The 24,676-nt window shown below is 34.5% G+C and carries 22 protein-coding genes and 2 riboswitches; of the genes, 1 reads left to right on the top strand and 21 read right to left on the bottom strand.

Annotated features, from left to right (window positions below):
- Positions 1 to 13: 13 nt before the first annotated feature.
- The 14 genes from metH to LPB248_RS08705 all read right to left on the bottom strand — a co-directional run bounded on the left by metH (position 14) and on the right by LPB248_RS08705 (position 15,089).
- Positions 14 to 2,689: a methionine synthase gene (gene metH, locus LPB248_RS08640; protein WP_177211075.1), complete on the bottom strand. Its 2,676-nt coding sequence runs from the start codon at positions 2,687 to 2,689 to the stop codon at positions 14 to 16.
- A 319-nt stretch (positions 2,690 to 3,008) separates the two neighbouring features.
- Positions 3,009 to 3,566, bottom strand: a complete 558-nt coding sequence (locus LPB248_RS08645; RefSeq protein ID WP_177211076.1) for a hypothetical protein — start codon at positions 3,564 to 3,566, stop codon at positions 3,009 to 3,011.
- Between the two features lie 25 nt (positions 3,567 to 3,591).
- Positions 3,592 to 4,596 carry a homocysteine S-methyltransferase family protein gene (locus LPB248_RS08650; protein ID WP_177211077.1) on the bottom strand — a complete coding sequence of 335 codons (1,005 nt, stop codon included), beginning with the start codon at positions 4,594 to 4,596 and terminating at the stop codon, positions 3,592 to 3,594.
- A gap of 317 nt (positions 4,597 to 4,913) precedes the next feature.
- Positions 4,914 to 5,030: riboswitch (SAM riboswitch) on the bottom strand.
- 105 nt (positions 5,031 to 5,135) lie between these two features.
- Positions 5,136 to 5,495, bottom strand: coding sequence for an RNA methyltransferase (locus tag LPB248_RS08655; protein ID WP_177211078.1), 360 nt, complete (start codon positions 5,493 to 5,495; stop codon positions 5,136 to 5,138).
- A gap of 113 nt (positions 5,496 to 5,608) precedes the next feature.
- Positions 5,609 to 5,902: a type II toxin-antitoxin system RelE/ParE family toxin gene (locus tag LPB248_RS08660; protein WP_177211079.1), complete on the bottom strand. Its 294-nt coding sequence runs from the start codon at positions 5,900 to 5,902 to the stop codon at positions 5,609 to 5,611.
- Entirely contained in the window at positions 5,893 to 6,120 is a 228-nt protein-coding gene (locus LPB248_RS08665; protein ID WP_177211080.1) for a hypothetical protein, read from the bottom strand. Before LPB248_RS08665 ends, LPB248_RS08660 begins: the two co-directional genes overlap by 10 nt.
- A 165-nt stretch (positions 6,121 to 6,285) precedes the next feature.
- Positions 6,286 to 7,338, bottom strand: coding sequence for an NAD(P)/FAD-dependent oxidoreductase (locus LPB248_RS08670; protein WP_177211081.1), 1,053 nt, complete (start codon positions 7,336 to 7,338; stop codon positions 6,286 to 6,288).
- A gap of 97 nt (positions 7,339 to 7,435) precedes the next feature.
- The gene (locus tag LPB248_RS08675; RefSeq protein ID WP_091493804.1) at positions 7,436 to 8,017 is read right to left on the bottom strand and encodes a bifunctional precorrin-2 dehydrogenase/sirohydrochlorin ferrochelatase; all 582 of its coding nucleotides are present in this window, start codon (positions 8,015 to 8,017) and stop codon (positions 7,436 to 7,438) included.
- 73 nt (positions 8,018 to 8,090) lie between these two features.
- A complete protein-coding gene (gene cobA, locus LPB248_RS08680; RefSeq protein ID WP_095928063.1) occupies positions 8,091 to 8,864 on the bottom strand; it encodes a uroporphyrinogen-III C-methyltransferase in 774 nt (257 codons plus the stop codon).
- Positions 8,857 to 10,947, bottom strand: a complete 2,091-nt coding sequence (locus tag LPB248_RS08685; protein ID WP_177211082.1) for a HEPN domain-containing protein — start codon at positions 10,945 to 10,947, stop codon at positions 8,857 to 8,859. The genes cobA and LPB248_RS08685 overlap by 8 nt, the downstream gene beginning before the upstream one ends.
- Before the next feature lie 81 nt (positions 10,948 to 11,028).
- Complete coding sequence (locus LPB248_RS08690; protein ID WP_177211083.1) at positions 11,029 to 12,273, bottom strand: sulfate adenylyltransferase subunit 1; 1,245 nt, start codon at positions 12,271 to 12,273, stop codon at positions 11,029 to 11,031.
- Between the two features lie 139 nt (positions 12,274 to 12,412).
- Positions 12,413 to 13,312, bottom strand: a complete 900-nt coding sequence (gene cysD / locus LPB248_RS08695; RefSeq protein ID WP_008466601.1) for a sulfate adenylyltransferase subunit CysD — start codon at positions 13,310 to 13,312, stop codon at positions 12,413 to 12,415.
- Between the two features lie 136 nt (positions 13,313 to 13,448).
- The gene (locus LPB248_RS08700) at positions 13,449 to 14,159 is read right to left on the bottom strand and encodes a phosphoadenylyl-sulfate reductase (protein WP_177211084.1); all 711 of its coding nucleotides are present in this window, start codon (positions 14,157 to 14,159) and stop codon (positions 13,449 to 13,451) included.
- A gap of 27 nt (positions 14,160 to 14,186) precedes the next feature.
- Positions 14,187 to 15,089 (bottom strand): sulfite exporter TauE/SafE family protein, encoded by a 903-nt coding sequence (locus tag LPB248_RS08705; RefSeq protein WP_177211085.1) that lies wholly within the window; start codon positions 15,087 to 15,089, stop codon positions 14,187 to 14,189.
- A gap of 311 nt (positions 15,090 to 15,400) precedes the next feature.
- Here LPB248_RS08705 and LPB248_RS08710 point away from each other — a divergent pair, with 311 nt between their 5' ends.
- Complete coding sequence (locus LPB248_RS08710) at positions 15,401 to 16,183, top strand: sulfite exporter TauE/SafE family protein (RefSeq protein ID WP_177211086.1); 783 nt, start codon at positions 15,401 to 15,403, stop codon at positions 16,181 to 16,183.
- A 70-nt stretch (positions 16,184 to 16,253) separates the two neighbouring features.
- Here LPB248_RS08710 and LPB248_RS08715 read toward each other — a convergent pair whose 3' ends face one another.
- The 7 genes from LPB248_RS08715 to LPB248_RS08745 form a co-directional block, all read right to left on the bottom strand.
- Positions 16,254 to 16,664 carry an RrF2 family transcriptional regulator gene (locus LPB248_RS08715; protein WP_125722103.1) on the bottom strand — a complete coding sequence of 137 codons (411 nt, stop codon included), beginning with the start codon at positions 16,662 to 16,664 and terminating at the stop codon, positions 16,254 to 16,256.
- Positions 16,665 to 16,942: 278 nt separating this feature from the next.
- On the bottom strand, positions 16,943 to 18,115 hold the full coding sequence (locus tag LPB248_RS08720) for a trans-sulfuration enzyme family protein (RefSeq protein WP_177211087.1): 1,173 nt from the start codon (positions 18,113 to 18,115) through the stop codon (positions 16,943 to 16,945).
- Between the two features lie 173 nt (positions 18,116 to 18,288).
- A complete protein-coding gene (locus LPB248_RS08725; RefSeq protein ID WP_035645609.1) occupies positions 18,289 to 18,714 on the bottom strand; it encodes an OsmC family protein in 426 nt (141 codons plus the stop codon).
- A 210-nt stretch (positions 18,715 to 18,924) separates the two neighbouring features.
- A complete protein-coding gene (gene thrA / locus LPB248_RS08730; RefSeq protein WP_177211088.1) occupies positions 18,925 to 21,339 on the bottom strand; it encodes a bifunctional aspartate kinase/homoserine dehydrogenase I in 2,415 nt (804 codons plus the stop codon).
- A 1-nt stretch (position 21,340) separates the two neighbouring features.
- Positions 21,341 to 22,324, bottom strand: coding sequence for an alpha/beta fold hydrolase (locus LPB248_RS08735; RefSeq protein ID WP_255462899.1), 984 nt, complete (start codon positions 22,322 to 22,324; stop codon positions 21,341 to 21,343).
- A 77-nt stretch (positions 22,325 to 22,401) separates the two neighbouring features.
- Positions 22,402 to 22,509: riboswitch (SAM riboswitch) on the bottom strand.
- Between the two features lie 190 nt (positions 22,510 to 22,699).
- Positions 22,700 to 22,918, bottom strand: a complete 219-nt coding sequence (locus LPB248_RS08740; RefSeq protein ID WP_177211090.1) for a hypothetical protein — start codon at positions 22,916 to 22,918, stop codon at positions 22,700 to 22,702.
- A 638-nt stretch (positions 22,919 to 23,556) separates the two neighbouring features.
- Complete coding sequence (locus tag LPB248_RS08745) at positions 23,557 to 24,645, bottom strand: aspartate kinase (protein ID WP_177211091.1); 1,089 nt, start codon at positions 24,643 to 24,645, stop codon at positions 23,557 to 23,559.
- Positions 24,646 to 24,676: the final 31 nt, after the last annotated feature.

The raw sequence follows: 24,676 nt of genomic DNA on the forward strand, positions 1-24,676 counted from the left end.
AAAATAACTTTTATTAATCTGCTATATTAGGGTTTAACCATTTCATTGCATAATCAGTTGAGACATTGCGTCGTTTAGCGTAATCTACCACCTGATCTTCTTTTATCTTTCCTAATCCGAAATATCTACTTTTTGGGTTTCCGAAATAATATCCTGATACCGATGAAGCTGGCCACATCGCCATACTCTCTGTTAGTTTCACTCCAATTTGTTTTTCAACATCTAAGAGTTTCCAGATTGTTGGTTTTTCCAAGTGATCTGGACAAGCCGGATAACCTGGAGCCGGACGAATTCCTTTATAACTTTCTTTGATCAATTCTTCGTTGGTTAAAGATTCTTCTGAATCGTAACCCCAGAAATCTTTACGAACTCTCTCGTGAAGATATTCGGCGAAAGCCTCGGCAAAACGATCGGCAAGCGCTTTTACCATAATAGAATTGTAATCGTCTAAATTCTTTTCATATTCCGCAGCCCATTCGTCTACACCAAAACCTGTTGTTACGCAAAAAGCTCCTATATAATCTTCTATTCCGCTTTCTTTTGGCAGAATAAAATCGGCTAAAGCGATATTTGGCGCTCCTTTTGTTTTTTGTGACTGCTGACGAAGCGTTAAGAATTTCTCTAAAACTTTTCCATTTTCATCACGCAATTCGATATCATCATCATTTACCTGATTCGCAGGGAAAATTCCGTAAATACCTTTTGCTTTTAGTTTTTTCTCTTCTAAAATTACTTTTAGCATTGCCTGAGCATCATTAAAAACAGAAGTTGCTTCTTTACCAACAACCTCATCCGTTAAAATTGCAGGATATTTTCCGTACAATTCCCAAGTCTGGAAAAACGGCGTCCAGTCGATATAAGGAACCAAAACATCTAGTTCTATTTCGATGGTTTGCGCACCAATTACTTTTGGTTTTGTTGGCGTGTATTCCGACCAATCCAATGGTAATTTATTTTTGCGGGCATCTTCAATAGTTAGGAAATTCTTATCTCTCGAACGATTTAAGAATGTTTCTCTAAAAGAATCATATTCTGCACGAATATCTGCCGCATATATTTTTCTATTATGATCTAACAGATTTCCTGCAACAGTAACCGCTCTCGAAGCATCGTTTACGTGAATTACAGTTTCTCTGTACTGAGGTGCAATTTTCACCGCTGTATGCGCGCGCGAAGTGGTTGCTCCACCAATCATAATCGGGATTTTAATATCTTGTTTGTCTAATTCTTTGGCTAAATATACCATTTCGTCAAGCGAAGGCGTGATCAGTCCGCTTAATCCAATAATATCTACTTCATGTTCAATCGCCGCTGCAATGATTTTTTCCGGAGGTACCATTACACCTAAATCTACAATCTCATAATTGTTACAAGCCAAAACTACCGAAACGATGTTTTTACCAATATCGTGAACGTCACCTTTTACAGTCGCCATCAGGATTTTTCCGTTTCCTTGTTTGTCTCCAGCTTGTTTGCTTGCTTCAATGAAAGGCAATAAATAAGCCACGGCTTTTTTCATTACACGAGCCGATTTTACTACCTGAGGCAGGAACATTTTTCCGCTTCCGAATAAATCTCCAACGACATTCATTCCGGCCATCAAATTAATTTCGATAACTTCGATTGGTTTTGTCGCTGCCAAACGTGCTTCTTCAACATCTTCTTCAATAAAAGCATCGATTCCTTTTACTAACGAATGCGTAATACGCTCCTGAACAGTTCCAAAACGCCATTCTTGAACCGTTTTTTCATCGCTTTTTGCTTCACCTTTTACACTATCAGCAAAATCTAACAATCTTTCGGTTGCGTCGTCGCGTCTATCCAGAATTACATCTTCAACGTATTCCAATAAGTCTTTCGGAATATCATCGTAAATCGTAAGCATCTCTGGATTCACGATTCCCATCGTCATTCCATTTTTAATTGCGTGATACAAGAATACTGAGTGCATCGCTTCACGAACCGTATCATTTCCTCTAAAAGAGAACGAAACGTTACTCACACCACCACTAATATGTGCGTGCGGAAGGTTTTCGCGAACCCATTTTGTTCCTCTAAAGAAATCCAAAGCGTTCAATCTATGCTCTTCCATTCCCGTTGCAACCGGGAAAATATTTAAATCGAAAATAATATCTTGTGGAGGGAAATTTACTTTGTTCACCAAAATATCATACGAACGTTGACAAATCTCCACACGACGATCGTAATTATCCGCCTGACCAACTTCGTCAAAAGCCATAACAATAGCAGCAGCTCCGTAACGTTTGATTAATTTGGCATGATGAATAAAGGCCTCTTCTCCTTCTTTTAACGAAATCGAGTTTACAACGCTTTTTCCTTGTACTACTTTAAGACCAGCTTCAATGATTTCCCATTTCGAACTGTCGATCATGATCGGCACTCTCGAAATGTCTGGTTCTGCAGCAATTAAATTCAAAAATTTAGTCATAGCAGTAACACCGTCAAGCATTCCTTCATCCATATTAATATCGATGATTTGTGCTCCGCCTTCTACCTGTTGTCTTGCAATATCAAGCGCCTCGTCATATTTCTCTTCCTTGATTAGTCTTAGGAATTTTCTTGAACCTGTTACATTCGTACGCTCACCAACATTCACGAAAACACTTTCCGGCGTAATAATTAACGGTTCTAATCCTGATAATACAAGGTCTCTTCTTTTTTCTGTCATTTCTTTCTAAGTTACTAAGATCCTGAGATTCTAAGGTTCTAAGTTTTTTTATTCTATTTTCTTTCCTGCGAGGTTTTTAAAACCTTGTAGGTATATTCGTTTTCAATATTTTAATTTGGGCGTGATTCGCCGTGGCGAACCGGGCTATCCGTTACAAGTCCTCGCTCTTCCTTCGTCAGGCTGTGGGCTTTTCACTTCTATCCCTCACGCAAACTCGGTTTCATAAGATGTTTATTTTTACCGAATTTTTCAAATTCAATTCAGTTTTCAACGGAATGTATTTTGACACTACCAATATTTAGCCTTACAAAACTTTTGTTTAATTGAGATATTTACTTACAGGTTCTGTATATTGTTTCATTTGTTTCAAAAGTCTATTACGATCACGCAATTCTTTAATTGAAACTCTTTTATCATCAATCAAACCTCCTCCTCCATTAACTTCAATTTTAGAATCATCAAGGTGAATTTTCGTAACATATTTAAATTTTTGTTTAAACACTTCTAAATCACTCTTTGTAAAAAAGCCTGTTGACAAACCATACGCCCCTGGTGCAATCATATGATTACTCGTACAAATTAAATCTCCATTAATAAAATTATCTCTCTTTAATTCTTTTTTTTCAGTTCTATCTAACAAAGCAACAGTGTACAAATCATCATCTTCATATTTAATCAGGATTATACCGTAATATATTCCTTCTTCCTCGTATGAAAAACACTCTCCTACTTGCATTGATGACTTTGAAGTTATTTGCTCTCTATAATCGTCACTACTATACTTTTGGGTATTACTTTCAAATCTCTGATAAGCATATACAACAAGCAGTACTAGCAAAATTGAAATTATTACAAAGTGTGTTTTCTTATTAACCATCTAATTTTACTTATTTTCAGAAATATTATTCAATAACAGGCGCCACTCTAGGCTTATAATCCTTAGCAACCTCAGCCATTAATCGAATATGATCTGGAGTTGTTCCGCAACAACCTCCAATGATATTGATTAAATTATCCTCTAAATATTCTTTAATGAAAACTTGCGTCTGTTCTGGCGTTTCATCATATTGTCCGAATGCGTTTGGTAATCCTGCGTTTGGATGTGCCGACACATTAAAACTTGTGTTATGCGCCAATGTTTTTAAATATGGTTTCAATAAATCCGCCCCAAGAGCGCAATTGAATCCTACACTTAACAACGGAATATGTGAAACTGAAATCAAAAACGCTTCAACAGTCTGCCCAGAAAGTGTTCTTCCTGAAGCATCGGTAATGGTCCCTGAAACCATGATTGGAATATCAATATTACGTTCTTCTTTTACTTCTTCGATTGCAAAAAGTGCTGCTTTTGCATTTAATGTATCAAAGATTGTTTCTACCAAAAGTAAATCACAGCCACCATCCATTAAAGCTTCTGCTTGTTGTTTGTAAGCAATTCGTAAATCGTCAAATGTTACGGCTCTATAACCTGGATCGTTTACGTCTGGTGACATACTTGCCGTACGGTTTGTAGGCCCGATTGAACCGGCTACGAAACGTGGTTTATTTGGATTTTTAGCGGTAAACTCATCGGCAACCTCGCGTGCGAGTTTTGCCGATTCGTAGTTTAACTCGTAAACCAAATCTTCCATGTGATAATCGGCCATACCGATTGTCGTTCCTGAGAAGGTATTGGTTTCTACGATGTCAGCACCAGCTTCATAATAAGCGGCATGAACATCGCGGATTGCTTGTGGTTGTGTTAGGGATAGTAAATCGTTGTTTCCTTTTAACGGATGCGGGAAATCTTTGAAACGCTCTCCTCTAAAATCTTCTTCAGAGAAATTGTAGCGTTGCAACATTGTTCCCATTGCTCCATCAAGGATTAGGATATTTTTTTTTATTGCTTCTTTTATCGTAATTGCCATGTTGTATTTGCCGCTAAGGCGCTAAGGCACAAAGCTTTTTTAATTATAATTTTTGAAGGTTCTATTTAAACCCGACAGGCTTTTGAAACCTGTCGGGTTTAACCTTCGATATTTTTATTCACATTAATTCCAAAAGTGCACTATTGGTGACTCATTAGCCCCGATTGAGCCGGTATCCTCGTAATGAAATGGAGAGATATAGGCGAAAGCGGGAACTACTGACTGCAAAAATGCGCCAATGATTCGCTCCTTACTGAATTGCTTCGGTAAATATTGTATGTTGTCTGGAAAAGTTTTGAGAAATACTGTATGTATTTGTGTTATCTATCTTTAATACTGGAAAATGTCGTATAAAGTAGAATTTAGCACCTTCTTTATGATAAAGGGTTGCTAAGGTTTCATCGGGTCTATCCCTCCGCCTTTCGTGATAACTGACAATAATTTTAAGAACAGTGCAAAGGTATGAAATAGGGTTTCGATTTGCAAATGTTTTTTTTCTAAGGTTCTGAGAGACTTAGGCGCTAAGGTTGTAAGGTTTTTTATTTCTTCTTGCTTGCTTTTGCTAAAGGATTAAAATCTAAACAAAGTTGAAGCCAATACTCCATATCCTGATTTCTTGCCCAGCCAATTTCGGTAATAAAAACATAGTTTTTCATTGGCTTTTCTGCATTAGGCATTGGCAACACATCATCTCTTTCTATGGCCTTTAAATAAGCGGAATCATTTATTCTGCATAGCAAAAGATTTTCTCCAACTTTTTTATCTAAACGAGTTCCACAGCATAATTTGTTATCTACCATGAAAACAATACCACCAAACATTTTCTTTTCAAAAAAATCGGCGCCTTTATATTGGAGAAACGTTCTAATTCTCTTTGCATTATCTTCGTCGAAAGCCATATATTTAGATTCTAAGATTCTGAGTTACTAAGATACTGAGTTTAAAATTCTGTTCAATAAAAAAGCTCAAACTAAAAGTTTGAGCTTTGTATATAGATTCTAGGCATTTGCTATTAATGCTTAGGTTTTTGTTTTGTTCCTCTAAAATTGATAATTGTAATAATATCAAACTCTTTATCAATTCTGTAAACTAAATAATTGTTTTTGTCTACAATAGCCTTATACAGAGTGGTATTTCTTTCGGATTTTGGAAATTGTTCTGGATTTAAATTAATTTGATTTATTACTTGCTGTATTTTATTTTCTAAGTTTAAAATCTCTTTTGTTGTCCATTTTGCTTCAAGATAATCAACAACTTTATTAAAACCTTTTACTGCTTGTGAAGTCCAAATAAATTTTAATGCCATTTCGAAAATCTTTTCATAACATCTTCATGACTTATAACTTCTCCTTTTTCGGCTTGATCTAGTCCAATTTGAATTTCGTTTTTCTCTGATTCTGATAAATCATCAAACCAATCATTTTGATTTGCTTTCAAAACCAATTCCAGTTTTTCCAAAATGCTTTCGTCTTCCACCTTAACCAACTCCTGAATAAATTGATATTTTCTAGCTTCTAAATTCATGATAATCAAAATTTATATTCACAAAGATACGTTTTTTTTTAGGTTCTGAGACACTATCCCGATAGCTATCGGGACTAAGTGACTAAGCATAAAAAAGCTCAAACTAAAAGTTTGAGCTTTCCATATAAAAATCTTAAAGTCTTAGTATCTCAGAATCTTAGTAACTTAGACAATCGCCTTCACAACCGCTTTTGGAGCTTCTTTACGAGTTCCGTCAAAACCATCTACTCCAGAAACCGTTGTATATTTCAATACGTATTTTTTACCTGGATTGATGATTGAATATGCAGCTTGGCACATTAAAGTCGCTTCATGGAATCCGCAAAGGATTAACTTTAATTTTCCTGGGTATGTATTTACGTCTCCAATAGCGAAGATTCCTGGAATATTTGTCTGGTAATCTAATGCATTATTTACTTTAATAGCATTTTTCTCGATTTCTAATCCCCAGTCTCCAATTGGACCTAATTTTGGCGTTAATCCGAAAAGTGGAATGAAATAATCGCAGTCGATTTTACGGTGTGCTCCGTTTTCTTCGATGTCTAATGACTCAACATGCTCAGCACCATTGATTCCGATAACTTCTGCCGGAGTGATTAATTTGATTTTTCCAGCTGATTTTAATTCCTGTACTTTTTCTACAGAATCTAAAGCTCCTCTGAATTCGTTTCTTCTGTGAATTAAAGTTACTTCTGAAGCTACGTTTGCTAAGAAGATACTCCAGTCTAATGCTGAATCTCCTCCTCCTGCAATAACAACTCTTTTATCTCTGAATTTCTCAGGATTTTTAATGAAGTATTTTACTCCTTTATCTTCATAAAACTCGATATCTTCGATAAGTGGTTTACGAGGCTCGAAACTTCCTAAACCTCCAGCGATTGCGATAACTGGCGCGTGGAATTTAGTTCCTTTGTTTGATGTTACAATGAAAGTTCCGTCTTCTTGCTTTTCAACTGTTTCAGCACGTTCTCCTAAAGTAAATCCTGGCTCAAATTGTTTGATTTGCTCCATTAATCCGTCAACTAAATCTCCTGCCAATACTTCTGGAAATCCAGGAATATCATAAATTGGTTTTTTTGGATATAACTCTGATAGCTGTCCTCCTGGTTGTGGAAGAGCATCTAAAATGTGGCATTTTAATTTTAACAATCCTGCCTCAAATACGGCAAATAAACCTGTTGGGCCTGCTCCAATTATAAGTATATCTGTTTTAATCATTATGTTGTTGTTTATAATCATTCTTAATAACGCAAAGAAACGAATAAATCCTTGTACTTTCAATGATTTTTATCATTAATTTCTTTACGAAACCTTTTTACTCTTTATTTTTTAATGAAGAAGTAATCTCATTCATTCTTTTAACCTTTTCTTCAAAATTACCTTTTAGGGTCTTTCGATATTCATTCAGATTTTCAACCATTTGGTTAATATCTTCTGGAATTACTTCCTCAAAAAACTCCCTAAGTCTTTTGGCTGTTGTCGGTGATTTTCCGTTTGTTGAAATGGCAATTTTTACATTTCCTTTTGTTACAATTCCGCCTAAATAATAATCACATAAATCTGGCGTATCGGCAATGTTGCAAATCAAATAACGTTTTCTAGCTAAATCGTAAACCTTTTTATTTACTTTCAAATCGTCTGTACAGGCAATTACCATGTGACGTTTTTTAAGCATTTTCTTTTTGAACTTTTTTTCCGTCAATTTAATTGAAGGATGTTTTTCTGCTAAAACCTTAATTTCTAAATGAAAATCAGGTGCAACTACCTCAACATTAGCATTCGGACTTGATTTTAGCAAGAAAGAAAGCTTTTCCAGACCTACATTTCCTCCACCTACAATCAGAACATTTAAATTGTGAAGCTTTAGAAATATTGGATATAATTCGTTTTGTTCCATTTTAATCTTTTTTCATCTAAACAAAATTAGATGATTTACCAACGAATTGTTCCCAACGGAACATATAATTATTTTAATGAATGGTTTCTTTTGATAGAAATTCTTCGTAAAATCCTTTTAGTTTATTGCTTTCTCTCACAACTTCGCCTAAAACAATAATAGCTGGCGAACCTAATTCTTTTTCTTTTACAACTTCTAAAATTGAATCCACTGTTCCAACTCCAACTTTTTCTTCTGTTGTTGTTCCGTTTTGGATGATTGCAACTGGTAAATTTCCTTTATCTTCTTTTTGAAACAAATCGATGATTTGAGGCAATTTGTGCATTCCCATCAAGATTACCACTGTCGCAGATGATTGTGCTGCCAAAGCTACATCTGAAGATAATTTTCTATCAGAAGTTGTTCCGGTAATCGCCCAAAAGCTTTCTGAAACGCCTCGCTTTGTAATCGAAATTCCCTGACTTGCAGGAACGGCAACTACCGATGAAATTCCGGGAACTACAATTGTTTCAATTCCGAAACTTTCAGCAAAATCAATTTCTTCTCCGCCTCTTCCGAAAATAAATGGATCTCCACCTTTTAATCTTACTACGTTTCCGTATGTTAAAGCATTATCCACAATCAACTGATTGATTTGATCTTGCGTGTAAGCATGATTTCCGATTCTTTTTCCAACAAAAATCCGAATCGCATTTTTTGGTGCGTAATCCAGAATTTCTTCGTTGGCCAAAGCATCGTATAAAACCACATTTGCTTCAGCCAATGCCTTTACAGCTTTTAGCGTAAGTAAATCGGGATCGCCCGGGCCTGCACCGACTAAAGTTATTTTGGGTTTTATATTATGCATTTGCTAATTCTTGAGCTCTGAAAGTTTCGATTTTATCAAAGAAAACAGTTGCTTGTGCAATGTAATCTTTAGCAAAAGCTTCAGATGGTTCATTTTTATTGATTTGGTAAACCAAGTCTTTAAAAGTTGAGTTTAATTCGATTTTGTTCGTGTCAATGAAAACAGTATCAAACAAATCTACAATTCCTGCGTGGTGGTTTGTTTTTTGATTTTCTGCCAATAACAACGCTTTTGCACCATTTACAAATCCAGCGTAAGCATGATAAATCGCATCTGACCATTTTTTCTCATCGAAAGATTCTTGAGCCAAGATCAATTTCTCTTTAGCTTCAAACAATAATGTCGCCACTAAATCGATCACAACTCCGGCACATTCTCCAACTCCAACTGCTTTTACGTAATTGTCTGCGTTACCCCAATCCACAAAATCTGCTTCTGTTAAATTGGTTACATCTGCGTAAGGTTTTAAGATTTCGTAGAAATATTTTTCTCCTTTTGTATCATAATAATCAAGGAATTTTTGTCCGCTTCCGTTAGCATCAAAATCATTTAAGATCGTACGCAATGCATCTGGACCTCTACGGCTAGGCACTTTGATTACTTTATCAGCAAAACGTCCTGCTCCGTTTCCTAATCTTCCTCCTCCTAATAAAACTTGTAAAGCCGGAGCTACTAGTTTTCCTGAGTTGATAGACATTCCCTGGAATCCAATTGCAGACATATTGTGTTGTCCGCACGCATTCATACAGCCTGAAATTTTAATTTCGATTTCGCGGTTGTTTAAATACTGTGGATATTCAGCAGTTAAAACTCTTTCCAATTCTTCTGCAATACCGGTACTACTTGCAATCCCCAAGTTGCAAGTATCAGTACCCGGACATGCCGTAATATCTCCAACTGAATTATATCCTAATTGAACAAAGTCAAGTTTAGCTAATTCTTGATAAAAGAAAGGAAGATTCTCTTCTTTTACGTGACGTATTACAATATTTTGACGCAATGAAAAACGTAATTCATTTGCTGCGTAATTCTTAATTAAAGCCGCTAATAATCTCGCTTTATCAGTATAAAAATCTCCTAATAAAACTTTGATTCCGATAGCATAATAACCGTCTTGTTTCTGTTTGATTACATTCGATTTTTTCCACGCTTCATACGCTTTTGTATCTTCGATTGTAACTTGCGGAACTTCTAATACTGGTTCTGGAATTGGTCCGTCAAAAGCAGTTGTATCAATTTCGTATGTTTCAAAAGCGATAGCTTTTTTCTCTTTTTCAACCAAATCAAGGAAAACATCTCTTCCCATTTCTTTGATTAAGAATTTCATACGCGCTTTCATTCTTTTAGCACGTTCTCCGTATCTATCAAAAATACGAATGATTCCTTCTGCTGTTGGGATGATTTCGTTTACGGGAACAAACTCCGAAAGCAATTCTGCATGTGCTGGCTGAGATCCTAAACCTCCACCAAACATGATTTTAAAACCTTTTTGTCCATCTTTGATTTTCGGAATAAATCCTAAATCGTGTAAATAACTCAAAGCAGTATCTTCATCTGAAGACGAGAACGAAATTTTGAATTTACGTCCCATTTCCTGACAGATTGGGTTTCTTAACAAATATTGAAAAAGTCCGTGTGCATAAGGCGAAACATCAAATGGTTCGTTTACGTCAACTCCAGCCAATTCACTTCCTGTAATATTTCTAACTGTATTTCCACAAGCTTCACGAAGCGTAATATCGTCTTTAGCCAAATCTGCCCAAAGTTCTGGTGTTCGGTCTAAACTCACATAGTGAATCTGGATATCCTGACGTGTTGTAATATGCAAACGCCCTGTAGAATATTCATCAGAAACTTGTGTGATACGCACTAATTGCTCGCTAGTTACTTTACCATAAGGCAATTTGATACGAATCATTTGAACGCCTTCCTGACGCTGACCGTAGATTCCACGCGCTAAACGAAGACTACGAAAACGCTCATCATCAATTTTTCCTCCACGGAATAAGTGAATCTTTTTTTCTAATTCGATAATCTCCTTCTGAACTACCGGATTTTCTATTTCTGTTCTAAAACTTTCCATTTCTCTTTAGTTGTTGGTTGTCAGTTGTTGGTTGTTGGTTTGCTGGCAGATAACTATCAACCAAAAACCATCAACTATCAACTAGCGAATGAATCCTACTCCTGCTGTTGTGTTAGTTGCTGTATCAATTAAGATAAAAGCTCCGTTTGATTTGTTTTCGTTGTATGAATCAAAATATAACGGTTTGCTTAATTTGATATTAACTTCTCCAATTTCGTTTATTGCTAATTGTGAAGCTTCTGTCGTTCCTGAGTAATCTGTTGCAATTGTATTTTTAATGCTTTCTACTTTTGCTAAAACTCTGTTTGTATTGTGCTGTACCAAATATTTAGTTCCCGGAACCAGTTTTTTACTGTCCATCCAGCAAACTGTTGTGGTAATGTCTTTTTCAATTTTTGGAAGCTCGCTTGATTTTACAATCATATCACCTCTCGTTACATTAATATCATTTTCTAATTCGATTGTAATTGAAGAACCTGCAACAGCTTCGTCAAATGTTTTATCGAAAAAGTGAATTTTAGATACTTTAGATTCTGTTAAAGAAGGAAGAACTGTTACAGCATCTCCAACTTTAATTGAGTTTCCGTATAATTTTCCAGCGTAACCTCTAAAATCGTGGTATTCTTCTGTTTTTGGACGAATAACGGTCTGAACTGGGAAACGTGCTTTTCCTGGCTCATAAACATCATGAGAATGTAATCCTTCTAAATGTTCTAAAACAGTTTGTCCATCATACCAAGGCATATTTTCAGATTTATCCACAACGTTTCCTCCATTAATTGCACTTAACGGAATGTAACTTACGTTTTGCTCTTTGAAAGTGCTTTTTGCATTTAATGCTTGGAAATCAGCTTTGATTTTATTGAAAACTTCTTCTGAATAATCAACCAAATCCATTTTGTTGATGGCAACGATTACTTCTTTTACTCTCAATAAATTATTGATGAAAAAGTGACGGTAAGTCTGCTCGATAACTCCTTTTCTGGCATCAATTAAAATGATCGAAACCTGAGAAGTCGAAGCTCCTGTAACCATGTTTCTTGTATATTCTACATGCCCTGGAGTATCGGCGATAATGTAACTTTTCTTTGCAGTCGAAAAATAAATGTGCGCAACATCAATCGTGATTCCTTGTTCTCTTTCCGCTACTAAACCATCTGTTGCCAAAGAAAAATCAAGATAATCATATCCTTTTTGTTTACTGCTTTTTTCGATTGCTTCTATTTTATCAGTCGTCAATGATTTTGTATCGTACAATAATCTTCCGATCAAAGTACTTTTTCCGTCATCTACACTTCCTGCTGTTGCTATTTTTAAAACGTCCATTCTGTAATATTTTGTTTCAGGTTTAAAGTTTCATGTTTTGTGCGAAACTTAAATCTGTATGTTTTTGTTTTTTTTGATTTTACTTCTAAAGTTCCGTCCCGAATTGCATTAACAATTAACAATTCATAATTAACAATTATTAAAAGTATCCTTGTTGTTTTCTCTTTTCCATTGCAGCTTCAGAACGTTTGTCATCGATTCTGGCTCCTCTTTCAGAAATGGTTGATGATCTGATTTCTCCAACTACTTCTTCGATTGTTGCTGCGTAAGATTCAACAGCTGCTGTACAGCTCATATCTCCAACGGTTCTGAAGCGAACAATTCTTTCTTCGATTTGTTCGTCTTCTTCTTGGTACACAAAAGGAGAATGCGACCAGATTAAACCGTCTCTCAAAAAAACTTTTCTTTTATGTGAGAAATAGATTGAAGGAATCTCGATTTTTTCTTTTTCGATATAACTCCAAACATCTAATTCTGTCCAGTTTGAAATTGGGAAAACACGAACGTTTTGTCCATTTTCAATTTTTCCATTCAAAATATCAAACAATTCAGGTCTTTGATTTTTTTCGTCCCATTGTCCGAAATCATCACGAACAGAGAAAATACGTTCTTTAGCTCTTGCTTTTTCTTCGTCACGACGAGCGCCTCCAATACAAGCATCAAACTTAAATTCTTCAATTGCATCTAAAAGCGTTGTTGTCTGTAAACTGTTACGGCTTGAATATTTTCCAGTTTCTTCAACTACTTTTCCTTCATCAATAGCATCCTGAACATTACGTACGATCAACTCTAAACCTAATTCTTCTACCAATTTATCTCTGAAAGCAATTGTTTCAGGAAAATTGTGTCCCGTATCAACGTGTAATAGAGGAAACGGAATCTTAGCAGGAAAAAATGCTTTTTGTGCCAAACGCACTAATGTGATAGAATCTTTTCCTCCTGAGAAAAGTAAAACTGGTTTGTCAAACTGTGAAATTACTTCTCTGAAAATGTATATCGCTTCACTCTCTAAAGCGTTTGTTTTTAATACTGAACTCATTGTTTTTTTGTTTGATATTTTTGTTGTGAAAAATTTTGTTTCAGGTTTAAAGTTTCAAGTTACCTGATCTAAAATCCCCACTCTTTATTCTATAATCTATATTCTATTCTCTAAAGAAGTCTTGCCTCTTGCTTCTTTATTCTTTCTTAGCACTGTGAAGCCCGCACTCTTTATGGCTTGACTCCCACCACCATCTTCCGGCTCTGATATCTTCACCTGGGAAAATTGCTCTTGTACAAGGCGCACATCCAATACTTACGAAACCTTGTTTGTGTAAAGCGTTTTGCGGAACATTGTTATCCGACAAATACGTTTCAACTTCTTCTAAAGTCCATTTTAACAACGGATTGAATTTGATGATTTCGAAGTTTCCATCGTATTCAAACAGATTTAAATCTTGTCTGTTTTCTGATTGTTCTGCTCTTAAGCCTGTAATCCAAACTGAATTTCCTGCTAAAGCTTTTCTCAACGGAACTACTTTTCGAATAAAACAGCACTCTTTTCTGTTTTCAACTGAATCGTAAAAGCTATTTGGACCTTTTGTTTTCAGAAGATTTTCTACTGAAGCTGCTTCTGGAAAAAAAACTTCAATTGGTCTTTTATATTTTTTTAATGTTTTATGAAAAACATCGTAAGTTTCCTGAAATAATCTTCCTGTATCTAAAGTAAAGACGGTAATATCTGTGTTACTTTTTGCAATAAAATCAGTAATTACCTGATCTTCCTGACCAAAAGATGTCGAAAAAATTACTTTTCCTGGAAATTCTTTTGCTAAAAAAACTAAGGTTTCGTCAAGCGAAAGGTCTTTAGTTTTCTCTAATAATTCTTGTACAATAATCGCACTCATAATTCTTTTCCTTTCTAAAACTATCTTTTACAATAATTTAGATAATGTTTTTAAACTCAATAATATAATCAGAATTCCAACTGCAACCATCATTGGTTTTCTTTTGATTTTATTTACCAAATAAGCTGCTATTGATGCTGAAATAACTCCTCCTAAAATCAATCCGATAATGATCTGCCAGCCGTGAATTCCCCCAAAAAGCATGAAAGTAATTCCGCTAGCAAACGAAATCGCAAACTCAGCTGCATTTACTGACCCGATAGTATATTTCGGGTTTCTTCCTCTTCCTAATAATGTTGAAGTTACAATTGGCCCCCAGCCTCCTCCTCCAACAGAATCCATAAAACCTCCAAACACTGCTAATACGCCTAGTTTCTTAGTTTTCTTTTTTACAACACTTTTTCTAAGAGCCTTTCTGATAATTACAACTGCCAGAATAATCATGTAAACCGCAATAAATGGCTTAATAATATCTCCGTCAATAACATCTGATAATAAATAAGCCCCTGTAATTGATCCTAAAACTCCCGGAATCAATAAATGTTTGACCAATTTTTTATTGATGTTTCCAAAGCGATGGTGCGAAAGCGCCGATGCCCCAGTTGTAAACATCTCTGAAACGTGAACTGCCGTACTACTCAAAACTGGCGAAACTCCATAAGCCAATAAAAATGACGTAGAAGTTGCTCCATATCCCATTCCTAAAGCGCCATCTACTAATTGTGCAAAAACACCAATTAAGAAAAACACTAAAAGGTTTTCATCAAATCCCTGAACGAAACCATCCCATGAAAATTCAGCGTGATGATTATAAATTAATGTAACTGCCAAACCTAACAACAAAACAACGGGTATCACTACCCACAATTTTTCCTTTAATAAAGAATCAGACTTTACTATAGTGTTTTCTAACTTAAGTTCATTTTCCATATTTCTAAGAATGTTTTTTATTCTTAAAAATCCATTACCCTATCGGCTTAGTAGATTACTTTGCAAAAGTACTATATATTTCGAAATATCAAAACAATATATTTACTTTTTTACACAAGCTATCATCTTATAAACCAAGATAAAAGACATTTAAAAAAGAATTAGTGATTATTTTAACAAATTAAATGTTGCCACTTATTATTTTAACAACACATTCAAATTTTGTGATTCACAAAAATACACATTTAATCTCTACAAAATCTATAGGATAATTATAAAATTGTTTTTACTTTAGCGGCAAATATTTTTTCATGGATTTTCAGATTGGTCTCGTAATAGCAGGTTTAGTAGTTGGTTTTATTGTTGGGTTAACAGGTGTTGGAGGAGGTTCTTTGATGACTCCTATTTTATTGTATTTTGGAATTCCACCAACAAAAGCAGTTGGAACAGACTTACTATATGCTGCATTTACTAAAGCCGGAGGAATATTTGTACACAACAAAAAAGGAAACATCAACTGGAAAATTACAGGCTGGCTGACTTTAGGAAGTGTCCCTGCAGCTTTAATTACATTATGGATTTTAAACGGCATTAAAACAGATATCGAAACTATCAATAACGTTATTAAACACAGTTTAGGTTGGGCTTTATTGTTTACTTCGGTAGCTATTATATTCAAAAAGAAACTTTTAGTTTTCTCTCAAAGACATGCTGGAGATAAATTTCACAACGAAAGCACAACTCAAAATATGCTTACTATCGGAATTGGAGTTTTATTAGGAGCAACCGTAACTTTAACTTCTATTGGCGCTGGAGCATTAGGAACAGTGACTTTATTTTTCCTTTATCCATTATTGCCAACACCACGTTTAGTCGGAACCGAAATTGCACACGCTGTTCCCTTAACTTTAGTTGCTGGTCTTGGACACGCTTCTATGGGAAATTTAGATTTAGGATTATTAGGTCAATTGTTAATGGGATCGCTTCCGGGAATCTACATGGGAAGCATGTTAAGCGGAAAAGTGCCAGATCAGTTTCTTAGAAATGCAATTGCTGTAATGCTTTTTATGGCTGGATATAAATTGATATTTTAATATAAACAGAAATAAAAAAAAGACCATTTCTAATTGAAATGGTCTTTTTTTATTGGTTTAAAGCAAATTTCTAAAACGCAATATCTGCCAAAGAATTACTTTCTAATATTTTAAGCGTATTATCACGAACTTCTGTCATTAAGCGTCTTGCGGCACAGGTAGTTTCATCATCGCAGTCATCACATCTTTCGTAGAAATTATGGCTCGCACAAGGCAGTAAAGCAATTGGACCTTCAAGAATTCGATATACTTTCGCCATGCTGATATCTTTTGGATCTTTTATCAGATAATAACCTCCGCCTTTTCCTTTTTTAGCACCAAGAAAACCTGAGTTTCTTAACAGCAGTAAAATACTTTCTAAAAATTTTATCGAAATGTGTTCGCTTTTCGCAATTTCGGCAATCTGAACTGGTTCATTATTTTCGCGTCTTGCTAAATAAGTCAAAGCCTTGATTCCGTATTTTGTCTTTTTTGAAAGCATCTTTATGTTTTAGATTCCAGCTTTTCAAGAGTTAATTGATTGCTGTAAATTATTAAACAACAAAAATATGCTTTTTGTTTGAACTATCACAAAAGAATAAGTTAAATTCTACTAATTCTATCAAATTACTTCGTTTTGTTTTATTTAAACATACAAAAATAGATTTTTTATATAAGCCGGAATAAAAAAGACGATTTTCAATAGTAAATCTAACTATCAAAAATCGTCTTTATATATAAGAAATTGAAAATCTAAAATCTTCAGTCTAAAATCTAAAATTAAGAAAGCGCTTGTTTTAAATCTGCAATTACATCTTCAACAGTTTCTAAACCAACAGAAACACGAACTAAACCTTGCGTGATTCCTACTGCCAATTGATCTTCTTCAGATAATTTGCTGTGTGTTGTAGAAGCTGGATGCGTTACAATTGTTCTTGTATCTCCAATATTTGCAGATAATGAACAAAGTTGAATTGAATTCAAGAATTTTCTTCCTGCTTCGATTCCGCCTTTAATCTCAAATGCAATGATATTTCCACCAGCTTTCATTTGTTTTTTAGCAATTTCGTATTGTGGATGCGATTTCAAGAACGGATATTTTACGCTGTTTACATTCGGGTGACTTTCTAAAAACTCAGCGACTTTTAATGCATTTTCGCAATGCCTATCTACACGAACAGCTAAAGTCTCTAAACTTTTTGACAGAACCCAAGCATTAAAAGGTGATAAAGCTGGACCTGTGTTTCTAGAGAACAAATAAATCTGTCTGATTAATTCTGCATCTCCAACTGTTACTCCACCTAAAACACGTCCTTGACCATCAATCAATTTAGTAGCTGAATGAATTACCAAATGTGCTCCAAATTTAATTGGTTGCTGTAAATAAGGCGTTGCAAAACAGTTGTCGATTATTAAAATCAAGTTGTGTTTCTTAGCAATATTTCCTAACAATTCTAAGTCAATTACATCAACTCCTGGATTTGTAGGAGATTCGGCGTATAATATTTTGGTATTTGGCTTAATGAAACTTTCAATTGTTTCTGGCTTATTGATTTCGAAATAAGAAGTTTCGATATTCCATTTTGGGAAATAAGTCATGAACAACGCGTGAGTCGAACCGAAAACACTGCTTGCAGAAACAATATGATCTCCAGAATTCAATAATGCTGCAAAAGTAGAATATACTGCTGCCATTCCTGTTGCAAATGCATAACCAGAATCTGCTCCTTCCATTTTGCAGATCTTGTCTACAAACTCTGATGTGTTTGGATTGCTGAAACGGCTGTAAATATTTCTTTCTTTTTCTTCTGTAAAAGAAGCTCTCATATCTTCAGCATCTTCAAAAACAAAGCTTGATGAAAGGTACAAAGGCACCGAATGTTCTAAATATTGCGATCTTTCTAATTGTGTTCTGATGGCTTGTGTTTCAAAACCAAATTCTTCTGTATTCATTGTGTGTTGTTTTTTGTTTTTTTTGTTTGCTTCGCCAGTTCGGCTTCCAGCCTCGTGTCAAGTTTCAGGTTTCAAGCTTCAAGTTTTAAAACTAAAATCTAAACCAAAAACAAGTCAATTATTTATGCGCAATCTGAGCATTTTCTAATTATCTAATTGACAAATTATCTAATTTATAAAGCTTCATTGTTCAATACAACTTTGTATTTAATTGTCGCTGTTGGTTCAACCGTTTTAGCAACCGAACAATATTTCTCGAAAGAAAGTTGCGCTGCTTTTTTTGCTTTATCAGGATTGATTTCTCCTTCTAAATAAAAAACCACATCAATTTCCTTGAAAGGTTTTGCTTCTTCGATTTGAACTCGCGTTCCTTCAACCTCAGCATTAAAAGAAGTGATTTCCTGACGCTGTTTTTTTAAGATCGAAATCATATCAATAGCGCTGCATCCTGCAACACCCATTAATACAAGCTCCATTGGACTTGCACCTAAATCGCTTCCGCCAAATTCGGCTCTGCTATCAACGTCAACTACGTGTCCGCGTTCATTTTTTACTTTAAAATGAAATGCGTCATTTACTCTGTTTAAAGTTACTTTCATTGTGTTGTTATTTTTTTGTTTTTTTATTCTATTCAATTTTGTCATTTCGACTGAAAGGAGAAATCGCACTAGAAATTCCGCAAAGAATATCGCCAATCTTTGTCGAGTTCCGAGTGTGATTTCTCGTTCCTCGAAATGACAAACTAGGCTTGCAAATCTTAAATCTATCCCGATAGCTATCGGGACTAAAATCTACAATTTAAAATCGTCTTATCCTTTATCAGATAATCTCAAAATATCTCCGAAAACTCCCCTTGCTGTTACCGCAGAACCTGCACCAGCTCCTTGAATAACGATTGGACGATCTCCATAAGACTCTGTATAAATTTCGAAGAAAGAATCAGAACCTTTTAATCCGCCTAATGCAGTATCTTTTGGTACTGAAACCAGTTTTACTTCTAGATTTCCTTTATCATTTTGCAAATCTCCAGACAATTCACCAATGTATCTTAAAACATGGTTTGGCTGTTGTTCTGCTTTTATTTTAGCATAAATTGGATCGAATTCTTTTAATTTCGTCAAGAAATCGGCAGCGCTTCCTTCACGTAGGTGCTCTGGAATTAAGTTTTGAATTGAAATTTCTTCGAATTCATTTTGCAAATCTAATTCTCTAGCTAAAATTAATAATTTTCTACCAACATCATTTCCGCATAAATCCTCACGCGGATCTGGCTCTGTATATCCATTATCAATTGCTTCTTGCAAAATTTCACTAAAAGGCGCATCTTTCGCAGAGAAATTATTGAATAAATAACTTAATGTTCCAGAGAAAACCCCTTTAATTTTCGTGATGTTTTCTCCTGAAAGGTGCAATAATTTAATGGTGTCAATTAATGGCAAACCTGCACCAACATTCGTTTCATACAAATAATTCTTTTGGTTTTCTGCCAAAGCTTTTCTCAATTCCTTGTAGAAACCATAACTTAATGTATTAGCTACTTTATTAGAAGAAATCAAATCGAAACTGCTTTCTACTAGCGGAATATAATTTTCAACAAAAGTTGCACTTGCAGTATTATCAATTGCAATTAAGTTTTCTAAGTGATGTTCATTCGCGTAAGCAATAATATCTTTAATTGTATAAGCCTCACCTTTAGTCGCAATTTCGTTTTTCCAATTGCTAGTAACACCGTATTTGTTTAAAAGCAATTTTTTGGAATTCGCTATAGCAAAAACATTTAGCTTAATGTCCTTACGTTTTTCGATTGCTGCAGCCGATTCTAAAATCTGATTGATTAAAGTTCCTCCAACTAATCCGTGACCGAAAATCGCAATGTTGATCTTTTTTGAAACTCCAAAAATCTCTCCGTGAATTACGTTTAACGCTTTATTTAATTCCTCTTTCTTAACAACCAAACTCACGTTTTTACCCGTCACGGTGTTGTTAAACAATATCGGAACAATTTTATTTTTGATTAAAGCCGTATATGGTTTGTGAAAAGTACTCAAATCCTGACCAATAATCGAAATTACAGATACATTATCTGTAACTGTGATTTGATTTACATCTTTAGAATAAAAGTCATTTTCAAACTCTTTTTCTAATTCAACCATCGCAAGAGTAGCTTTTTCTGTTGCTACCACAAGTCCGATTCCTCTTTCTGAAGAACCTTGCGAAATGATACTCACACTGATATTGTGATCGCCCATTACTTTAAAAATTCGGGCATCTACGCCAGCTTTTCCAAGCAATCCGCGACCTTCAAGATTTACAAGAGAGACATTTTCTAAAACAGAAAGTGTTTTAATTCCTTCTTTAGAAGAATCTGAAGTGATTAAAGTTCCGCGATTTTCGTGGTTGAACGTATTTAAAATTCGTAACGGAATGTTTTTTTCTAATAACGGAATAATCGTTTTTGCATGCAAAATTGTAGCTCCAAAATTTGCCAGCTCATTTGCTTCATTAAACGATAAATATTCGATTTTTTTAGCATCTGCAACTAAATCTGGATTTGCAGTATAGATTCCGTCTACGTGCGTGAAGTTTTGTAATTCTTCTGCGTTTAAATAATTTGCGATTAACGAAGCGGTATAGTTACTGCCATTTCTACCTAAAGTAGTTGTGTCGTTGTTGTTGTTTGAGCCAATGAAGCCTGTAACTATATTAACCGTTTCGCCGTTATGTTCTTTAAAATAATTTACTACGTTTTTCTTTGAAAGCTGCTCTAAAGGCTGTGCATCGCCAAATTTTGAATCTGTTTTCAGCAAATCTCTTGTATCTACAAAATTGGCAGGAATTCCTTTTTCCAACAAAATAGCTGTCAATAATTTAGCCGAAAGCAATTCACCTTTAGATAAAATCTGATCTTTGATTTTTTTGCTGTAATCACCAATTAGACTTACTCCTTCAAAAAGTTTGTCTAAGACATTAAATTCTTCAGATAAATCAACCTGTGGGTAATCTGATATTTGATATTTTTTAAAATTCTCTAATAATTCTTTATAACTGCCGTTTTTAGCAGCAATGCTTAAAATAAATTCTAATTCGTCAGTAGCATTTCCGCGTGCAGAAACTACAACGGCAATTTTTTCACCTTGACTTACTTTATCAGAAATGATTGAAACAACTTTGTTAAGCCCTTCTCCGTTTGCTAACGATTTACCTCCAAATTTTAATACTTTCATTTTATTTCTTTATTGTTTCTGCCTTAAAAATATCGGCAAGTAAATGATCTAATTGTTTGTACTCGATTAAAAAAGCGTCATGTCCGTGAACCGAATCAATTTCGCTATAGAAAACATTGTCTTTAAACTTCTTCAACTCTTCATAGGTTTCTACGTTTTCTTTTGCTGTAAAAAACAAATCCGAATTGATTCCGACAATGTGAATTGAAGCTTTTGTTTTAGACATTAAGTTTTCAAAACTTTCACTATTTCTAGTAATATCAATTGTTTTAAGCAACTGATTCATTAATTTATAAGAAGACAATTGAAATCTTTTCTGCAATTTTTTCCCATGATGTGCCAGCCAGCTTTCTATATTAAAAATCAAAAGATCTTGATTGATCGTGCGCTGAAATTTTTCTTTGAAAGATTCTGGCGAACGGTAGCACAGCATTGCGTGAATTCTTGCATCTTCGATTGGTTTTGAAGAATTGTTTAAAATTTGTTCCTGCAAGAAGCAATTAGCAATAAGCCAGTCGGTAGATTTCCAATCGCTCGCAATCGGAATAAGATTTTCTGTAATATTTGGCGCTAATGCTAAAATTTCCCACGCAATTCCGCCACCAACAGAACCTCCAATAATCGCAAAAAGCTTTTCGATATTTAAAGTTTTTACGCCTTCGATAAAGATTCTTGCAATGTCTCTAGCTGTAAAATCTAAATAGTTGTCAATTAAAAAGGAATTGCTTCCGTTTCCTGGAATATCGAAAGCCAAAATGGTGTAAACAGCAGTATCAATGGTTTTGCCTTCGCCAATCAAGTCATTCCACCAGCCGTTTTCGCCAGTAACTTGCGAATTTCCAGTTAAAGCATGGTTAACCAAAATAATAGGCGCGCTGTGCAAAGGTTGTCCTGCCAGCGTAAAACTTAATGGTATAGAATGATAAGTTGCACCACTTTCTGTGATGAAATCTTGAATTATAATGGGATTTGGTATATTTTCCAATTTCAAATCTGTTGTATTATTGATTTGTATATGGAAATATTAAAAAGAAAAACTAGGTTTAACTAGAAAAAATCTTGTTGTTATCTTTCCACGTTTGGCGTGGTAGAATGTAGCACCTTCTTCGTTTTACCGAAGGGTTGCTAAGGCTTCATCGGGTCTAATCCCTCGTCCTTTCTTTATAACATTTCAATACGTGTTTGAACTTAACGGTGCAAATTAACTACTAATTTCTCTAACAAACAAATTTTATCTAAAAGTGTTTGTTAAATTTCTGAGACTTATTTTAGCAAAAACTATTATACGCAAAAATTTACCGAACAAAAATGCCCAGTAAAATTAAGCAGGTTTTACCCTAGTTTATGATGCTTTTTCCGTTTAGATAAAAAGCGTTTCATTTTCTTTTGAATACATCAAAAACAATAAAGAGTTAGGTGTTTTTTTCTCAGCTGCTTTACCTTCCTCCGTGATTTCAGCCTCTGTTATTCCGAATCTTGGGTGAGCTAATTCGTTTATTGGTGGTGGCGGATTGTTTTTTCTAGTCCTTCTGTTTTTCAAATCTGAAATTTTTTCTGCTAAGTAGTTCAATGTGCTCATGATATTAAGTTTTAGTTAAGTTGCGTTTTATAATCTTTATTTCTCTTTTATGTTTGTGTTAAGCCCTTTTCGGGAATAAAAAAACCCTTTTGGATTTTTAGATACCAAAAGGGTTTAAGTTTTTAAACTCATTTATACTTTTAGTATCAACAGACGTATGCGCAAATAAGCGCGACAGTAAACATCTTGTTCATCTGTAAGGATTTATTCATCTGTGATTTATATTGTATTTTATTTAAATTCTGCATTTGTTGTAAATTAAAAAGCCTCCCAAAATTTCTTGGGAGGCTTTTACTATATTATTATTGTATTCTTACAATTTTTTTAAGCAATAGACACCCCAGCCTCGGTCTTAACCGAAATGGCACAAAACATTTTGTTGACTTTTAAGTTCATTTGATTTCTAGTAGTTTTTGGGTATAACAAATATGCAAATATTTTTTTTATTACACAAATTAAATTCAAGAATTTAATTACAAAAATCGTTAAAAATCAGTTTTTTAACGACAAAAAACATCTTACAAAAACGAAAACGAAATAATAAAGGTAAAAAACTTACAAAAACAACATGTTTTCCTTAACAATTCCATTTGACAAATCAATTTATCAAAGAACTTTTTTATTTTTTTTCTAAAAATTTATAGCCAAACTGCTTCTTTGGTCCTAATTCGTTCTGCAATTTTCAGAATATCGGTTATAATTCCTCTTGAAATTGCCTGTTTACATGGCGGAGCACTCTGAATTACGATTGGAATATCGGCGTACGATTTGGTATAAATTTCAAAAATGGCATCAGAACCTTTTAATTGCCCGATTGGAGAATCGACTGGTTCAGAAATCAATTTGGCTTCCAAAGTGCCTTTTTCAACATCAAATTCTCCTACATATCGAAGCACATGATTTTCTGCCTGAGTAATTTTGGCAATCTTAAAAGATTTATCGACTGCGTCTTTATTCAACACTCCATTTTTCTCCAAATGCTCTTCGATTATAAAAGGCTTTATTTCAATATCTGAAAGCTCAAAATCTTTTCCTATTTCTCTTGCTAATATCAGAAGTTTTCTTGCCGTATCATTTCCAGACAAATCTTCTTTAAAATTGGATTTCATTAAACCTAAAAGACTCGCATCTTTCAAAATAGCCGAGAACGAAGTTTCTTCTGCCGAAAACCGGTTAAAGACATAGCTCAGATTATCAGAGAAAACACCTCTTATCTTCGTGATTTTTTCTCCCGAATAATATAGGTCTCTTAATGTCTGCAAAACAGGAATTCCGGCTTCAACCGATGTTTCATACAAAAACTCCTTATCATACTTTTTAAGATCTGCTCTTAGCTCCTTATATAAGTCTATCGGGAGTGTATTAGCCTTTTTATTGACCGCTACAATATTAAATCCGTTTTTGATTAACGTATTATAATGCTTCACCAGCTCATCACTTGCTGTTGCATCAACGGCAATTAAATTTTCAAATTCGTTTTCTTGCGCAAATTCGATAATATCTTCTACCTTAAAAGGAACCGCCAATTGCCTGAAATTGGTTTCCCAAGAATAACCTACACCTTCTTTCTCAAAAAAAGCAACCGTCGAATTGGTTATAATGGGAAAATGAAAATCGACATTTTTACTTTCGAGAAAAAAATCCTGGCTTTCAATAATCTGATTAATCAAAGTGCTTCCGATATTACCAATTCCGAAAAGGATAATGTTTATTTTAAGCTTTGACATAATTTCTAACATTTTAGTTTTTAAAACCATA

It is taken from the genome of Flavobacterium sp. LPB0248 (assembly GCF_013388355.1).
GTDB lineage: Bacteria > Bacteroidota > Bacteroidia > Flavobacteriales > Flavobacteriaceae > Flavobacterium.

Bases quoted from the DNA above. Each gene is read 5' to 3' on its own strand.
- metH (WP_177211075.1), bottom strand. From the start codon at position 2,689: ATGACAGAAAAAAGAAGAGACCTTGTATTATCAGGATTAGAACCGTTA.
- LPB248_RS08645 (WP_177211076.1), bottom strand. From the start codon at position 3,566: ATGGTTAATAAGAAAACACACTTTGTAATAATTTCAATTTTGCTAGTA.
- LPB248_RS08650 (WP_177211077.1), bottom strand. From the start codon at position 4,596: ATGGCAATTACGATAAAAGAAGCAATAAAAAAAAATATCCTAATCCTT.
- LPB248_RS08655 (WP_177211078.1), bottom strand. From the start codon at position 5,495: ATGGCTTTCGACGAAGATAATGCAAAGAGAATTAGAACGTTTCTCCAA.
- LPB248_RS08660 (WP_177211079.1), bottom strand. From the start codon at position 5,902: ATGGCATTAAAATTTATTTGGACTTCACAAGCAGTAAAAGGTTTTAAT.
- LPB248_RS08665 (WP_177211080.1), bottom strand. From the start codon at position 6,120: ATGAATTTAGAAGCTAGAAAATATCAATTTATTCAGGAGTTGGTTAAG.
- LPB248_RS08670 (WP_177211081.1), bottom strand. From the start codon at position 7,338: ATGATTAAAACAGATATACTTATAATTGGAGCAGGCCCAACAGGTTTA.
- LPB248_RS08675 (WP_091493804.1), bottom strand. From the start codon at position 8,017: ATGGAACAAAACGAATTATATCCAATATTTCTAAAGCTTCACAATTTA.
- cobA (WP_095928063.1), bottom strand. From the start codon at position 8,864: ATGCATAATATAAAACCCAAAATAACTTTAGTCGGTGCAGGCCCGGGC.
- LPB248_RS08685 (WP_177211082.1), bottom strand. From the start codon at position 10,947: ATGGAAAGTTTTAGAACAGAAATAGAAAATCCGGTAGTTCAGAAGGAG.
- LPB248_RS08690 (WP_177211083.1), bottom strand. From the start codon at position 12,273: ATGGACGTTTTAAAAATAGCAACAGCAGGAAGTGTAGATGACGGAAAA.
- cysD (WP_008466601.1), bottom strand. From the start codon at position 13,312: ATGAGTTCAGTATTAAAAACAAACGCTTTAGAGAGTGAAGCGATATAC.
- LPB248_RS08700 (WP_177211084.1), bottom strand. From the start codon at position 14,159: ATGAGTGCGATTATTGTACAAGAATTATTAGAGAAAACTAAAGACCTT.
- LPB248_RS08705 (WP_177211085.1), bottom strand. From the start codon at position 15,089: ATGGAAAATGAACTTAAGTTAGAAAACACTATAGTAAAGTCTGATTCT.
- LPB248_RS08710 (WP_177211086.1), top strand. From the start codon at position 15,401: ATGGATTTTCAGATTGGTCTCGTAATAGCAGGTTTAGTAGTTGGTTTT.
- LPB248_RS08715 (WP_125722103.1), bottom strand. From the start codon at position 16,664: ATGCTTTCAAAAAAGACAAAATACGGAATCAAGGCTTTGACTTATTTA.
- LPB248_RS08720 (WP_177211087.1), bottom strand. From the start codon at position 18,115: ATGAATACAGAAGAATTTGGTTTTGAAACACAAGCCATCAGAACACAA.
- LPB248_RS08725 (WP_035645609.1), bottom strand. From the start codon at position 18,714: ATGAAAGTAACTTTAAACAGAGTAAATGACGCATTTCATTTTAAAGTA.
- thrA (WP_177211088.1), bottom strand. From the start codon at position 21,339: ATGAAAGTATTAAAATTTGGAGGTAAATCGTTAGCAAACGGAGAAGGG.
- LPB248_RS08740 (WP_177211090.1), bottom strand. From the start codon at position 22,918: ATGAGCACATTGAACTACTTAGCAGAAAAAATTTCAGATTTGAAAAAC.
- LPB248_RS08745 (WP_177211091.1), bottom strand. From the start codon at position 24,645: ATGTCAAAGCTTAAAATAAACATTATCCTTTTCGGAATTGGTAATATC.